Source organism: Pinirhizobacter soli (assembly GCF_015905305.1).
Taxonomy (GTDB): Bacteria; Pseudomonadota; Gammaproteobacteria; order Xanthomonadales; family Rhodanobacteraceae; genus Pinirhizobacter; species Pinirhizobacter soli.
Map to the genome: position 1 here is coordinate 369,461 of NZ_JADZLQ010000004.1, position 15,660 is coordinate 385,120.

The following is a 15,660-nucleotide window of genomic DNA, read 5'->3' on the forward strand; positions in this document are numbered from 1 at the left end:
TAGCTGGCTGGAACTTAAACGGGGTTGGAGGTGGCGTCAGTGTTCCTGGATGGTCGTGCCTTTCACCGCTTGCGCGAGCTTCTGCTTCATCGTTGCATCGGATGGGCCGCCATCGTTGCCATAGAACACCGTATACATCACGTTGGCATCTGCATCGCGGTCCAGGGTCGTCCCCACCCAGCTTATCTTCCCGCTCTTGTAGGGCTGGCCACCTGGTGGATGGGCGTTGTTGGCAAGGTGCTTCCAGTTCGACAGCCAGTTCAGCGGCGCATCGGCAAACGGCCTGGGCTGCCTGTTGATGCGCACCTGGGTTTGTTTGTCCTTGTCCTGCTTCGCCACCACGCCGGAAAGGCCGAGCTGGACGGCGCCGTCACGGCCATGAAAACCGATGCTTACCAAGAGCTCGCCATTGGCATCGATTTGCTGCAAGTCCGGCCCATAGGCAAGGGAAAAATCAGGCGACGACAACGAGAACCGCTTGCCGTAGTCGATCACGATATGAGCTTGGCCAATCTCCGGGGAGACCCATTCCCCCTGCGCGAGGAATTCCTTCCATGCGGCGAAACTGCCGTCGTAGGTCACCGTGATGAAGTCGGCCATGGCCTGCATTCGCACGTCCACGGCATGGTGGTCCTCCGGAGAGACCTCGCGCATCAGTGCTATGTAGCCGTCGGGCACAGGCAGCGAGTAGATCTGTAGCAGTCTGTCAACTGCAGGAAAGGCATACTCCCGGTGCTGCCAGCGGCGTTTCCAGCGATCGACATAGACCGTATCCAGGATCGGGGCACCCAGGGATGTCATCCTGACCTTTTCATCGCCCACGGCACGCGTAAATGGTCCGTACTTGAATATCAGCTCCACCAATCCCTTGGGATCGGCGTACAGCGCGGCCAGGGGCAGGCCATCAGGCTTGTGCAGGTGGAACATAACTGCCTCACCGGCAATGCCGACGTCGGCATAGCCGTTGTCGGGAAGCGACGCCTTCGCATGCTCTGGAACCAAATACCCCCAGTCGCCGTTGGACGCGCGTTGCAGCGCAGCTGGATACGTGTTCACGTACGCTTCCGCTGCCAGCATCTTATGGCTGTCAGCGCCTTTGGGAAACAACCTGGCATCTTCCTGGGCGAGCAACGCCTTCCACTGCGCGTCGAAGAACGAGTCCGATTGCGCCTGGACGCTGTCGGCAAAAGCGGCGAACGTGATCGGCAATTCAAGCTTGATGTGAAAGATGCCCTCCCGCGTAGCCTTCATGAAGCCCGAGTGTGTGGAAACGCTCCGTTCGGTGTCCACGGATTTCGTCGGCGCATCCAGTACAAGGCCGATAGGAAGAGCGTAACTGAGGTTCTCTTTGGGTGACTTGCGCAGCACCACGCCGATCACGCTACCGTCCTTATCCAGTAGCGGACCTCCCCCGTTCCCTGGGGCGGCCGCCGCCGAAAACCGTATCCAGCGCCAACGGCCGTTTTCGTCTTCTGGCGTGTCGGAGGTATACAGGCCGTCGCGTATCACCACCCCCGTGCCAAGCGCGTTACCCACCGCGTACACCGCTTCGTTCACGTGTGAGCCGCGGTCGGTCGGCAAGGGCTTGACGTCGGGCGAGCCGGCCACGGTGAACACCACGAAATCCTGGCCTAGGGAAAAACCCGTTACCTTGTCGATGGCGTAGACCTTGCCCTGCGCATCACGGAGCAAGGGCGCACCCACGCGCCCACCAATGCCCTCGGCGACCACGTTGAACTCGGTAACGAAGCGATTCTTGCCAATCGCGAATGCCGTGCCGATGGAGTTGTACTTGTCGTTTCGGTACTGGAAGGGAAGCTTGTCCAGTGGGAGGGGTTTCTCATAGCGCACGGCCGAGTCATCGGGTTTGGCTATCACGACCTCAAAGGTGGCCGCTTGCACGCCAGGCAATCTGGATGGATCCAGCGTCGCGGCCGCGACGGGGCCCGTAAGCAGCAGCGGCAACAAAAAAACCAGACGACGAAAACGTCCACGGATGCGCATGCATTACCCCCCAGGCTGTTCGACCAGGGCTGCCGCGGCCTCCCTGGCGTTGCGAATGACGCGAACGACAATACGTCATTTTCCGCCGCTGTCGATAGCCGCAGGAAACTCGTCGTCCCTGGGTCAATGCTCGTTGATGGTCGCACCCTTCGCCAGCTTGTCGAGCTTGTCTTTCATGGTCGCATCCGGCGGGCTGCCGTCGTCGCCATAGAACAGCGTATACAGCGCCTTGGGGTCGGCCGCGGGCGTACCGGCCACCACGCCAGCCCAGGTGGTGTCGTCCTTCTTGAAAGGCATACCGTCCTGGGGATGCTCATGCTTGAGCACCTGGTTCCATGCGGCCTGGGAATGATCCGGTGCATCGGGGAACGGCTTGGGGTGGCGGTTGATGCGGACATCGGCCGTCTTGTTCACGTCCTGGCGCACGGATATCCCGGAGATATCCAGCTTTACCTCATCGCCGCGGTCGATGAACGAGAACGGCAGGGCGAAGTTGCCGGTGGGTTCGATGCGCTGCACGTCCGTATCGAACGCCAACGAGAACGCGGGCGAGGCAAAGGCGAAATGCTTGCCGTAATCGATGTCCACCCTGGACGCCGCCACGGGTGCCGGTAGCCACGCCGTGAGCTTCATGAACTGCTGCCAGTCGTCGAGGCTGCCGATATAGCTGGCCGAGACGAAGTTGGCTGCACCTTCCACCTGGATACGCGCCACATGCAACTGCTGCGCGGGGATGTAACGCAGGATTCCGACGAATCCGTCCGGCACGGGCAAGGTGTACACCAGCACGCCGACATCGATGAAGGGCAAGTCGAACTCGCGGCGCTGCCAACGACGCTGCCAGCGATCGACGAATATCGTGTCCGATGCCGGCGGCCCCAGTGACGTAATGCGGACCTTCTCCTCGCCCACGCTGCGGGTGAGCTGGGTGCCCTTGAGCATTTCGTCCATCATCGCCTTGGGATCGGCCACCAGCGACGCCAGCGACACGCCGTCGGGCTTGCGGAAATGGAAAAGCACATTGCCGCCCGCGATGCCGACATCCATATAGCCATTGCTGACGGTGTTGTTCTTGTGGTGCTGGGGCATGAATCGCTCCCAGGTACCGTTCGGGTTGCGATGCAGGGCCTCAGGGTACGAGTTGATCGGCGCGGTGCTCGACAGGACGGCGTGGCTGCCATCGCCCTTGGGGAATACCTTGGCGTCTTCCCGCGCCATCAGCGCCAGCCATTGCTGGTCAGCGAAGGCGTCATCCTGCTTCTGCCAGCTGGCGGCGAAATCGTCGAAGCCCATCGGCAGGTCGAAGAGCATGTGCATCGCGCCGGTTTGCGTGGCGTCCATGAATTCCGGGCGGGTGGTCGATCGCTCGTTCGATTCGGAAACCCTGGTGGACGCGTCGAGCACGCGCTCGATGGGCAAGGCGAAGTTGAGGTTCTCGTTGGGCGACTTGCGCAACACCACGCCGATCACATCGCCATCCTTGTCCAGCAGCGGGCCGCCGCTGTTGCCCGGCGATGCCGCTGCGGAAAAACGGATCCAGCGCCAGCGGCCATCCTGTTCCTCGGGCGTATTGGACGTATACAGGCCATCGCGCACGACCACGCCCGTGCCGAGCGCATTGCCCACCGCGTACACCACCTCATTCAGGTGCGAGCCGCGATCGGGTTTCAGCGGCGCCACGTTTGGACCGTCGACGAGCGAGAACACCATGAAATCCTCGCCAAGGGAGTACTGCAGCACCTTGTCGATGGCGTACACCTTGCCCTGCGCGTCGCGCAGCAGGGGCTTGCCGAACAGGCCGCCGATACCCAGCTGCGCCACGTGCGATGCCGTCACGTAACGATTCTGGCCGATGGCGAAGGCGGTACCGATGGAGTTGTACTTGTCGTTGCGCACCTGGAACGGCAATGCATCGAGCGGCAGCGGCCGGTCGTAGGTGATCTTCGGGTTCTCGGCCTTGGGCACCACTACTTCGAACGTAGCCGCCTGCACCTTGGGCAGTTGACTTGCGTCGAGCGTGACGGCCATGGCCGGGGCCATGAAGGAAAGGAACGCGGCCGAAGCCAGGTGGCGCACATATCCATTCAAACTCATGCTTGTCCCTTTGGCTGGTGGCCGGGTCGACCTTGCGCCTTCCCCGGTAGGCGGCTTTCGGCGCCATTTATACGACGGCGCGCGCACGGGGGTAAGCCGGCACGTTTTCGTGCCAGGGTCGAAATTCCTTGCGAAGGGGGATTACTGGAGGGCGCGCAGCGGCGCGAACATGATCGAGGCGAAACCACCCATGGTGGCCATGCCTGCGACCAGCGCCCAAACCAGCACGATCAGCGCAACCCTCCCCAAACCGCGGAAGGCGGCGGCGGTACGGTTGGCAATGGCGTGAAGGGTGGCCATGGCTGTATTAGACGCCCGCGGCTGGGGCGCCGCAAGGCCCGGAAGGCATAGGCGCAAGGCCTTAAAAGGGGGCGTTCAGGCCGCCCACCCACCCCCCGCGGGCACACGGCATAATGCCTGGGCCTGGCCGCCCGGGCCGGCTTCCAAAGGAGGGGTACAAGGATGAAGCGCTTTATTCTGGCTGCACTGTGCGCGCTGCTGCCGGCCCTGTCGGCGGCGGCTCCCGTCCGCAAGGACATCGAAGGCAGCATGGTGGTGACGGGGGATATCCAGGTCACCAAGGGTGGCGAGGTCAGTGGCTTTACCCTGGACCGGCCCAACGACCTGCCCGACGTGGTGAAATCGCTGGCCTCACAGGCGTTGCCGCATTGGCGCTTCGCACCGGTCAAGGTCGATGGCCAGGCCGTGAACGCCACTTCGAAGATGCGCCTGCGCTTCGTCACCCGCCCTACCGATGACGGGAATTTCACCGTGGCGATCGCCGGTGCGAGCTTCGGCGACGAGCACCAGGACGGCCAGCTATGGTTCAAGGAACGGTCGCCGCCCAAATACCCGCCGGCCGCAGTGGCTGCGAGGGTGACCGGCACGGTGATCCTGTTGGTGAAGATCGATCGCAACGGTAACGTCGCCAATGCCGCGGCCGAAAGAGTGAACCTTGGATCGGTGGGGACGGAATCGGAAATGCGGATGTTCCGCGACATCCTGGCAGACGCCTGCCTGCGTCGCGTGCGCAGTTGGAAGTTCACCCCGCCCACCAAGGGGTCGGACGTGGACAAGGACGCGTGGTATGCGTGGGTACCCGTCCAGTTCAACCTCAACGGCAGCGGCATGCACGCACCCGGGTATGGCAAGTGGCTGGTCTATGTCCCGGGCCCGAAGGAAAAGATCGACTGGGTGCCCAAGAACGGCGAACTGGCCGATGAATTCGAGCGCGGCAACGACACCATCCCCGAAGACGGATTGCAGCTGGTGGGCAGCGGCATCAAGCTGCTGACGCCGCTGAGCTGAGGCCATGAATTCATGGTGAAAAAGAGGCCGGCATTGCCGGCCTCTTTTTTTGGTCTTAGCGCGACGCGCTGATGCTGCTGGGCGCCGCCAGGCGCCTGCCTCCCTGGATACGACCTGCCTGCACGACCTGCCCCGCCGGCACCACCACCGCCTTGCCGTAGGCGTCGGCGACCTTGGTGGACTGGAAGTTCGTGCCCGTACCCTGCCAGTCGACCAGTTTGCCGTTCGCGTTCAGGAACAAGAGGTCCGCCACGCCATCACCGTCGTAGTCGGCGATCGACACCAGGGTAAGCCCTGCAGGCACGGCCTTGGCTTTCTGCGCAACCACCTTGAACCCGCTCAATGTCCACCAGGACACCTGGCTGGTGGCGGTGTTCGACCAGATGAGGTCCGTGGTGCCGTCGCCATTGACATCGGCCGTGCCGAACAGCGAGAAGCCCGCCGGATGGTCAGCCAGGCGATGCGTGACGAAGCCGCCCTGCTGGTCGCTGATCCACAGATTGACGCTGTTATCGCTGGAGGTCGTCCAGACGATGTCGCTGTAGCCATCGCCATTGGCGTCGGCGAGCGTTGGCGTGGCGCCTTCGATGCCGTCCACGGGTGCGGACACATTGGTCACGATGATGTCGTTCAACGTGGTCTGGTCAAGATCCAGCGTCCACCAGTACAGCTGCGAACTCTGGGTATCGAAGAACAACAGCTTCTGGTTGCCGCTGGCGTCGTTGACGCCGCCACCGATCAGCTTCCACGTCGTGGGGACGGGGTTGGACACGGTGAATGGGAAGAAGCCGCCATTGGCGGTGGACACCCACACGTGCAGGCGGTTGTCCGGCTCCACCAGTACCACTTCGCCGGACTTCAGCGACAGCACGTCCAGGCCCGGCACGAAATCACCCACCGCACCAACCGAGGCGCCCACATCCACCGCTTGCGTTACCTCGTAAAGCTCCACGGCGCCCTTCATGGCGATGCTGCGCAGCTGGCCCTTCACCGGATCCACCGTGATCACATCGCTATATCCATCGTTGGTAAAGATATCTCCCAGCGAGAGGAAATCGTACGGCACGGTGTAGCCGCGCTTGAACGGCGCCCCGTAAGCTGCCACCGCGTCGGCGAAGTTGGCCGCATTGATCGAACCTAAACCCGTGGCAAGGCTATAGCCCGGGTTGGTCTTCCAAGCCGGCACCAGCTTCTGCGTGGTGGGATTGCCGCCATCGACGATGCCGAAGCTGTTGCCGAGGTTCCGGCCGCTATCGCAGTTGACCGATCCGGACCAGCAGGGCTGCACGATGTCGCCTTCGGTGACGTTGTTGAACACGCAGGCACTGCCCACGCCCACACCGTTGGTGGAGTTGCAATCGGTCACTTCCTTCGCATTGGGTGATCCCACGGTGCCGAATTCACGCGCGGCAATCGTGTAGATGGCCGGCAGCATGTTGCCGCTGCGCTCGCCGGCGACCTGATTCACCAGGGCCTGCACGCCAGCCATGGCCGGTGCCGCGAAAGACGTACCACCGGCGCTGTTGGCAAACACGTTGTCCGGATTGCTGAAGTCGCAGGCTACGCCTCCCTCGTTGGTGTCGGACATGCAGAACACCAGGGCATGGCTGAAAATCCCGTTCGCCGAGAACAGGGAAATATCAGGCAACGTGCGCGAGGTGTGGTTGAACGAACCATAGATGCCCACTTGCGACTCGGGCTGGGCGAACAGCGTACTGGCACCACCACCACCACCGCCTATCTGCAGGAAGTCCTGGCCGCGGCCGACGCTGTCATTGCAGGCGGTCACGCCGTCGGAGTAGCCCAGCAGCGTGTACAGGTGGCTGGAAGCGCAGCTGTTGTTCCAGGTCATCTCTGGGATATAGCTGATCGCCGACTGGAACAGCGGCAGGTTGCTGCTGGTCCAGTAATCAGCGATGTGATCGCGGTCATTGAAGTCGGTACCGCCCACGGCCACGGCCGAAGTGGACGCTGCCATGCCGTTGACTTCCGCACCACCCTGCGAGGCAAACAAACCGCCCTGATCGCATTGGGTGGAGCCGCCGTCACCGGTGGAGACGAACACCGTCACGCCTTCGGCCGCGGCCTCGGACCAGAAGATGTCAGCCAGGCCGGCATCGCCTTCGTCGGCCATCTCGCACGAACCGTAGCTCAGGCTCCAGATGGTCGGTGCCGGTAAACCGCCCTGGCCGGTGCCGCCGAGTAACTCGGCTGCAGCAGTGAAGGGACCGAACGTGGCGCCCAGGGCGCTTACGTTGTCGGCGCACGACGCCAGCAGGATGTTCGCATCGGGAGCGGCCGCACCAGCCCACTCGGCGTCGAGCGCTGCTTCGCCCTCGTCCCCGTTGATCCCCGGATCGGCGCACACGTCGCCCTGGCCATCGCCCGGGTGCACGTACGCCACTACGCCCGTCGCGTCGGCGGGCAGGAAAGCCTTGCGGAAGTTCGCCACGTCCTGAGGCTGCACGTTGGTGCGCTCGAGCACGGCCACCGTCTGGCCGGCGCCGCGGACGGGAGTGCCACGGCCCCAAAGGCCGTTCACGTTGTAGACCTCGTTGAAGTCCGCCGGCACCATGTCATAGGTGATGTTCGGGTCCACCGTGCCCGGTGGCACCGTGAATTGCGGGGCGACCTTCGATGCCGCCGCACCCCATTTACCGGTCTTCCGGTTCAGCGCCAGCTTGCCGATTGCCGTGTGCTGCGGCTTGGGAAAGAAGTTATGCAGCGACGCCACGCCCTGCACTACCGGAGCGAGCGCAGCCGGGATCTGCTGCTCGGAACTGTTGGCGAAATGCACCTCACCGTCCACGATGTACTTGTGCAGGCTGGTATGGAAGGCCTTGTTCAATGTGGCCGGGGTGCCTGAGAAGAACACCATCATGTGGTCAGGCGTGGCCTTGGTCACCTTCAGGCCCTGCGAGGACAACCATTGCGTCACCTTCGACACGTCCTCCGGTGCCGGCCCGAACATCTTGCCGATCTGCTCTTCGGTCAGCCAGTGGTGGAAATTCGGCGAGGCGGGGTTATTGAGGTCGTGCAGGTAGCTTCGGAAGGCCTTCTCCCGATCGTCGCTGCGCTTTAGTACCAGGGTGATGTTGTTGATCGGCTGGCTGGCCGGCAGCGCACCCTGGTCGTATTTCGCCAGTGCCTGGCGGGGCACGGAACCTGCCACACGGGCCAGGCTGGTGTTGTCGATGCTCTTGGTGAGTTGCGGACTTGCCGCTTTAGCCAATGCATGCGTGGTGTCGTCGAACGTCTTTGCCTGCGTCGCCGGAATCAGCGCGCAACTTGCCGTCAGGCCCGCTATCGCGAGCCAGGTGCTTGCCCTGCGTGACATGGAGGATCTCCCTAAGCGTTGGATGGTTACAACACCTGAGCCGGCGCGTAAGGCTCCCCCTGTCATCGCAAGCACGCGGCGTTCAGTGCATCGCACTATCCGCCGTTCCCGCGACAGAAACATGAGCCAGTTCTCACTTGAACGTTTAGACGTCCAAACATGACGATGGTCATGGATGCAAATTCTTGCGTCACCAGCTCCCGCATCCCTCAACCACTAGGGGTCAGAGTCATAGTGACGCCGTGGTTTGCTATGACTCTGACCCCTAGTGCTGTGTTGCACTGCATCGAGTTTTCTTGCGAACTGTTACTCAAAAAATGGTTGAACGATGACCTAATGTGCCGTTTCGTGCGGTTTATCACGATTGAAACTTAATGGTCACGCCGCTGGCGCGGCTGCGTCATGTGAATTTCTTACGTTGATGAACTTGCGAGCCCGGGAGGGTGCCGCGGCGCAAATGAACCTCAGTAAGCGCTGTCCCCACAGCGCGAACCCTCCCGTTGCCGTCTTCGTTCCCTACCGGAGTCGTCCACAGTTATGTCTTCTATGATCCTGCGCCGCGCCGTGCGCGTCGCCCTGTTCGTCGCCGTGGGCGCACTCGCCCTTCCAGCCTTCGCGCAAGACCAGACAACCACACCCGACAACCAAGCAACCCCCGAGAAGAAAGCCACTTCGCTTGAGAATGTCGTGGTTACCGCGCGCTCGGGCGTGGACACCCGCACCAAGGCGGAGACGAGTTATTCCGTCACCACCATCGACGAAGACCGCCTGCGCATGCAGGCGCCCACCAGCGTCACCGAGGCGATGAAATCGGTACCCGGTTTCTGGGTGGAAGCCTCCGGCGGCGAGGCCAGCGGCAACATTCGGGCCCGCGGTATTCCCGTCGATGGCTACGGCTCGGTAAACCTGCTCGAAGACGGCATCCCCGTGCAGCACGACCCGGCGCTGGGCTATCTCAACGCCGACCAGGCCTTCCGCCTGGACGAGACGATCGAGCGCATCGAAGTGGTACGCGGCGGCCCGTCGTCGGTGTTCTATTCCAATGCACCGGCGGGCGCCATCAACTTCATCCCGCGCAAGGTCGGCGACACCCCCGAAGGCCTGATCAAGTACACCGTGGGCAACTACGGCCTGAACCGCGCTGACTTCTGGTACGGCACACCGGTGGGCCAGGGCTGGAAGCTCGGCGTTGGCGGCTTCTGGCGCGTGGACGACGGCATTCGCCGCACCGGCTTCGACGCCGACAAGGGCGGCCAGCTGCGCGCCGTGCTGTCGAAGGAATTCGAAGGCGGCGACTTCAGCTTCGACGTCAAGCACCTGGACGACAAGGTGGCGCTGTACCTGGGCATCCCCATGCGCACCAACAGCAACGGCGACATCCGCGCCGTGCCTGGCTTCAACGGCAATTACGGCACCCTGGCCGGCCCCGAGACCGAGCACCTGGTGTTGCGCGAAGGCGATGGCAGCCCGTACGACTTCGACAACAGCGAAGGCACCCACGTAAAGCGCACACAGTACACGGCCAAGTTCAACCTGGACCTCGGCGACGACTGGAAGCTTGCCGAGAGCCTTCGCTACAGCGATACCGACACCACGCGCAACGGCGTGTTCCCCAACGCCGTGCAAAGCGCCAGCTCCTTCCTTACCGACCCGAACAACCTCAAGCAGCTTGCCGGTTACCCGGGCGCCACCGCACTGCAGTTCCGCTACCACGACAATGGCCAGGTGTTCGATACCGCCAACCAGAACGGCAACGGCCTGGTAATACTCGGCGGCGCACGCGGCGTGACGATGCCGGTGAATGAGCTGATCAACGACACGCGCCTGCTGCGCAAGTTCGAGTTCGGCGACCAAACGCACGACATCAGCCTGGGTTACTACCTGGCCAACTTCACCCAGCGCTTCGACCGTTATTCCTCCACGGTATTGCTCGATGCACAGAATAATGCCCGGCTGCTCGACCTCGTCGCACTCAATGGCGCCGGCTCACCGGTGGGCACGCTCACCGAGGACGGCATCTACCGCAATGGCTACGAGTGGGAGCATGCCAGCGGACGGTCCTCCACCAATGCGTTCTATGTATCTGACGAGTGGCAGGTCACGGATAAGCTGCGTATCGACGGCGGCGCGCGCCGGGAGAAGGTGAACACCCAGGGCTACACGGAACTGAAGACGACCGTGAATCTGGGCACCCTGGCCGATTCGAACATCTCCACGGGTACCGGCAACTACGCGCACTACGACAACAGCTTCCACAAGCTTGGCTGGACGCTCGGCGCCAATTACCAGTTCGACGATCACCAGGGCGTCTTTGCCCGCTACACCTCGACCTTCCGCCTGCCGTCGTTGAGCTCGTACATCACCAGCCCCACGGCCGTGCCGATCATCCAGACGATGAAGCTGAGTGAGGCAGGCTACAAGTACAGCGATCGTTTTGTGGACCTCTACGCCACGGCCTTCGGCACCAAGTACAACGACGTGCAGTTCAGCAACTACGTGTTCAACCCCAATTCCCAGGCTTCCACTGCGCAGACGGGCTATGCCGATACCAAGACCTACGGCATGGAACTGGAAGGCACGCTCTATCCCAGCAAGATGTTCGACGTGCAATTCAACGCTACCCTGCAGCAGCCGAAGTACAAGGGCTTGCGTTACACGGAAGTCGTGGCTGGTGCACCGGTGCTGCGCGACTACGAGGACGACCAGTTGATCCGCGTGCCCAAGGTGAGCTACCGCATCGTGCCGGGCGTGAACCTGCTCGACGGCCGACTGCGCCTGCAGGTGTCTTACGAATACGAAGGCAAGCGCTTCGTCGATACCGCCAACTCCGTGGTGTTGCCCTCGTACAAGACGGTGGGCTTCAGTGCCCGCTACGACTGGACGCCGGCCCTGTCGTTCTTCTTCTATGCTGATAACCTGAACAACTCGCTCGGCCTGACCGAAGGCAATCCGCGTGCCGGCGAGCTGTCGAGCAGCGATGCGGGCGCCAATACATTCATCGCCCGTCCGTTGCTGGGTCGCAGTTTCCGCCTCGCCGCCATGTATCGTTTCTGACCATGAACCTTCCAATCGCAGCTTTTGCCCTGGTGACCGGATTGCTGCTTGCTCCCCTGCCCGCCAGGGCCGAGGACAAGAGCGACCTTACCCTGCACGGGGAAATCACAGGCCGGGACAACCACACCTATAAGAACGTCACCTTCGACGTTCCCGCCGGTGTCACCCGTATCACCATCGCCTTCGAGGCCACGGGCAAGGAAGACCACACCACCATCGACCTGGGCTTGCTGGGCCCGGATGGCTTCAAGGGCCAGGACGGCTTCCGCGGCTGGGCAGGCGGCTCCAAGAAGGTATTCACCGTCTCGGCCAGCGATGCCACGGCCGCCTTTTTGCCCGGGGCCATCCGCCCGGGCAAGTGGACGCTGCTGCTGGGCATACCCAACATCCGCGCCAATGCACATGCCAGCTACACGGCAAAGGTGTGGTTCTCGCGCGATGCAGCCACCGCGTGGGGGCCTGATGCCCTGAACCCGCCGCTACGCAAAGAACCGGGCTGGTATCGCGGCGACCTGCACATGCATACCGCGCACAGCGACGGCAGCTGCCTGAGCCAGGGTAACCACGTGAAGGTGCCCTGCCCGCTATTCCTTACCGTGGAAGCGGCGGCGAAGCGCAAGCTCGACTTCATCGCCATCACCGACCACAACACGTCATCGCACCTGAGCGACATGCGCGAGCTGCAGCCCTACTTCGACAACCTGCTGCTCATTCCCGGCCGCGAGCTCACCACCTTCCAGGGCCACGCCAACCTTTGGGGCGTGCCTACCTCGGTCGACTTCCGCGTGGGCAGCAAGACCGTTCCCGACTGGAATGCACTGTTGAGGAGCGTTGCACCGCTGCATGGCGTGCTCTCCATCAACCACGCCGTCCGTCCCAGCGGCGAGGACTGCATGGGCTGCGGCTGGACACCCGACCCGCCGGTGGACATGCACCTTGTACAGGCCATCGAAGCGGTGAACGGCACCGACGCCGTGCGACCCGATTCTGGTATTCCCTTCTGGGAGAAACAGCTGGCGCAGGGTTTCCGTCCCACCGCCGTGGGCGGCAGCGACAACCACCGTGCGATACCCATACTTACCGAGCCGGACATCCCGGTGGGCACGCCGACCACCGTCGTGCACGCTACGGAATTGTCGATGCCGGCGATCCTGGAAGGCATCCGTGCCGGGCATGTCTTCGTCGATACCGAAGGCACGCCGGACCGCATGATCGATCTGGAGGCCACCGTTGGCCCGGACAAGGCCGGCATGGGCGATGAGCTCAAAGCAGTCAGTGGCAGCGATGTAAGCGTGCAAGCCAGCATGAAAGCACCGGCTGGATCGAAGCTTATCGTCCTGCTCGATGGCAAGCCGCTGGCCAACGCCACCGCGGCAGGGGCAACCGCCACCGCGCATATTCCGGGCGATGGCAAGCCACACTGGCTGCGCGCCGAGGCGCGTGCAAACGACGGCCGGCTGCTATTGCTCGGCAACCCGGTTTATCTCAACCGCCCGCAGCGTTGAAACGCCCGGGCAGCCGCCACCATCACCACACCCGCTAACGCGCCGTGACGTGCAACGCGATGCGTGCATAAGCGCCTTCGCGGGTAAGCGCGGTCACCTGGTGGTCGCCTGGCTGTAACAGGGTGATCACCATGTCAGCGCGACCGATGCTGGTGCCTTGCAGACGACCGTCCAGCAACCATTGCACATCGGACGAGGCCCCCATGGCTTGCAAGGTAACCCGCAACGCGTTCGCGCTGTTGGGCGCCTGGCGCAGGACGGCACCATCGGCGACGCCGGCGATGCGGATGGGGCTCACGACATCCAGTGAATCGGGCAGGCAACCCGGCGCCAGCGGCGGCAGGGCCGAGGCCGCGGCATCATCCGCATCCAGCCACGCGACGCTCAGTGCGGGCCAGCGGGCCAACGACACCCGGTGTTCGCCTTTGCCATGACAGGTGGCGCTCAGCCGCCGGTTCTGGTTGTCAACGCGCAGCGTGCTTGCGCCGCTCGACCATGCCGTGAGGTCACGCTCGGCGAAGGTGGGCGGCAGCACGCCGTTGATGGTCCATGCCGTGCGCCGCTGGCGGCATTGGCCCGAAGGCGTGCTCGCGGCTGCACCGCCCAACGGCCAGCAGACATCGATGGCGCGCACGCCCATCGGCCGCGACGCATGCGCCAGGGCATGGGTCACCGGAAGCATGCGAGACACGCCGAACATCAGCGGAAGCGCTGTCACTGCACCGTACTGACCGGGGGACGGTGTTCCGTCCGGTCGACCGATCCATACGCCGATCGTCCAGTCATCGGTGACCCCGATCGCCCATGCATCGCGGTAGCCGTAGCTGGTACCGGTCTTCCACGCCAGCGATTGGTGGGCATCGCTACTGCCTTCCAGTGGCGCGCCTTCCACGTTGGCGGGATTATTCGACAGTATTTCTCGGATGATCCAGGCAGCTTCCGGCGACAGCAGGCGTCGACGCTGCAACGGTGCCTGCAAGGTATAGCGCGGGGCTCCCGCCAGGCCATTCTTGGCAAACGCGGTATAGGCGCCCACGAGGCTTTCCAGCCGCGTCGACGCACCGCCAAGTACCACCGAAAGGTTCGGAGCCGCACCACCAACCATATCGAGTTCCACGCCGCCGTTGGCGAGGCGTGCAACGAATCGGTTCGGCCCCAGGCGGTCGAGCACGTCCACGGCCGGCACATTGAGCGAACGCTGCAGGGCCTCTGCCACACTTACCGGCCCGGCAAAGGATTGGTCGAAATTCGCCGGCCGGTAGCTGCCGAAACTTTGCGGGGCATCCACCAGCAGGCTTTCAGAGGTCACCAGCCCGTCGTCCATCGCCAGCCCGTAGAGAAACGGCTTCAGGGTGGATCCGGGTGAACGCGGTGCACGTACCATGTCCACGTGGCCCAGGCGTTGCGGATCGGCAAACGACGCCGTACCCACGTAGACGCGCGCCTCCAGGGTGGCGTTATCCACGACAAGCACCGCAGCCGACGTGCGCGGTGGCAGGCGCGCAAGGTATTCGGAGACCTTGTCCTCCACCGCGCGTTGCATCGATGCATCCACGGTCGTGACGATGCGCCGCGCCTCGGGCTGTTGCTGATGCAGCCGTTCGGCCAGCAGGGCGGCATCCAGCGGTGAGCGCAACGAGCGGGCGGTCACAGGCTCGATGCGTGCATCGGTGGTGATCGCCGGCGACCAGACCCCCAATGACTGCATGCGATCGAGCACCTTGTCGCGCGCATGCCGCGCGGCATTGGCGTGCCGATCGGGCCGCAACACGCTCGGCGCCTGCGGCAGCACGGCAAGCATCGCGGCCTCAGCGTGCGACAACTGGCTGGCGCTCTTGCCAAGGTAGGCCCACGACGCCGCTTCCACGCCCTGGATCGGGCCGCCAAAGGGTGCGTGGTTCAGATACAGGTCGAGGATCTGCGTCTTGGACAAGTGCGCTTCCAGTTGCAGCGCGCGGAACAACTGGATGCATTTTCCACCGGCGGTATGCGGGATCGGCTCGATGATGCGCGCAACCTGCATCGTCAGCGTGGAGCCGCCAGACACCATGTGCCCGTAGCGGAACACGCCACCGACGCCACGCAGCAGCGCGTACGGATTCACGCCCGGATGTTTGAAGAACCAGCGGTCCTCGTAGGACAACAATGCCTGCAGGTAGAGCGGCGATACCTGGCGGCTGGACGTGGGATAACGCCATACGCCATCAGTGTCGGCGAACGCGCGCAGCGGTGTGCCATCGCGCGCCAACACCACGGTGCTGCCGGTATCGGTGGGCGGTAGCCGCAGTGGGAATATCCGGTCCAGCACCACCGCGGCCACCACCAACAGCACGCCGCCGACCAGGAGGGCGCGCAATG

Annotated in this window: 8 protein-coding genes; 3 read left to right on the forward strand and 5 right to left on the reverse strand. The window is 63.3% G+C overall.

Annotated features, from left to right (window positions below; all coding sequences use genetic code 11):
• Positions 1-36 precede the first annotated feature (36 nt).
• From NDK18_RS18400 to NDK18_RS18410, 3 genes are all read right to left on the reverse strand, one after another.
• Positions 37-2,004 (reverse strand): S1 family peptidase, encoded by a 1,968-nt coding sequence (locus NDK18_RS18400; RefSeq protein WP_250628614.1) that lies wholly within the window; start codon positions 2,002-2,004, stop codon positions 37-39.
• A 123-nt stretch (positions 2,005-2,127) separates the two neighbouring features.
• Complete coding sequence (locus NDK18_RS18405) at positions 2,128-4,098, reverse strand: S1 family peptidase (RefSeq protein ID WP_250628615.1); 1,971 nt, start codon at positions 4,096-4,098, stop codon at positions 2,128-2,130.
• A gap of 141 nt (positions 4,099-4,239) precedes the next feature.
• A complete protein-coding gene (locus NDK18_RS18410; RefSeq protein WP_250628616.1) occupies positions 4,240-4,398 on the reverse strand; it encodes a hypothetical protein in 159 nt (52 codons plus the stop codon).
• Positions 4,399-4,560: 162 nt separating this feature from the next.
• Between NDK18_RS18410 and NDK18_RS18415 the strand changes: the two genes are divergently transcribed.
• Positions 4,561-5,406, forward strand: a complete 846-nt coding sequence (locus NDK18_RS18415; protein WP_250628617.1) for an energy transducer TonB — start codon at positions 4,561-4,563, stop codon at positions 5,404-5,406.
• Positions 5,407-5,461: 55 nt separating this feature from the next.
• Here NDK18_RS18415 and NDK18_RS18420 read toward each other — a convergent pair whose 3' ends face one another.
• Positions 5,462-8,743, reverse strand: coding sequence for a protease pro-enzyme activation domain-containing protein (locus NDK18_RS18420; RefSeq protein ID WP_250628618.1), 3,282 nt, complete (start codon positions 8,741-8,743; stop codon positions 5,462-5,464).
• A gap of 537 nt (positions 8,744-9,280) precedes the next feature.
• Between NDK18_RS18420 and NDK18_RS18425 the strand changes: the two genes are divergently transcribed.
• Together NDK18_RS18425 and NDK18_RS18430 are read left to right on the forward strand one after the other, a co-directional pair.
• The gene (locus NDK18_RS18425) at positions 9,281-11,797 is read left to right on the forward strand and encodes a TonB-dependent receptor (RefSeq protein WP_250628619.1); all 2,517 of its coding nucleotides are present in this window, start codon (positions 9,281-9,283) and stop codon (positions 11,795-11,797) included.
• Positions 11,798-11,799: 2 nt separating this feature from the next.
• A complete protein-coding gene (locus NDK18_RS18430) occupies positions 11,800-13,302 on the forward strand; it encodes a CehA/McbA family metallohydrolase (RefSeq protein ID WP_250624331.1) in 1,503 nt (500 codons plus the stop codon).
• 34 nt (positions 13,303-13,336) lie between these two features.
• Here NDK18_RS18430 and pbpC read toward each other — a convergent pair whose 3' ends face one another.
• Positions 13,337-15,658 carry a penicillin-binding protein 1C gene (gene pbpC / locus NDK18_RS18435; RefSeq protein WP_250628620.1) on the reverse strand — a complete coding sequence of 774 codons (2,322 nt, stop codon included), beginning with the start codon at positions 15,656-15,658 and terminating at the stop codon, positions 13,337-13,339.
• Positions 15,659-15,660: the final 2 nt, after the last annotated feature.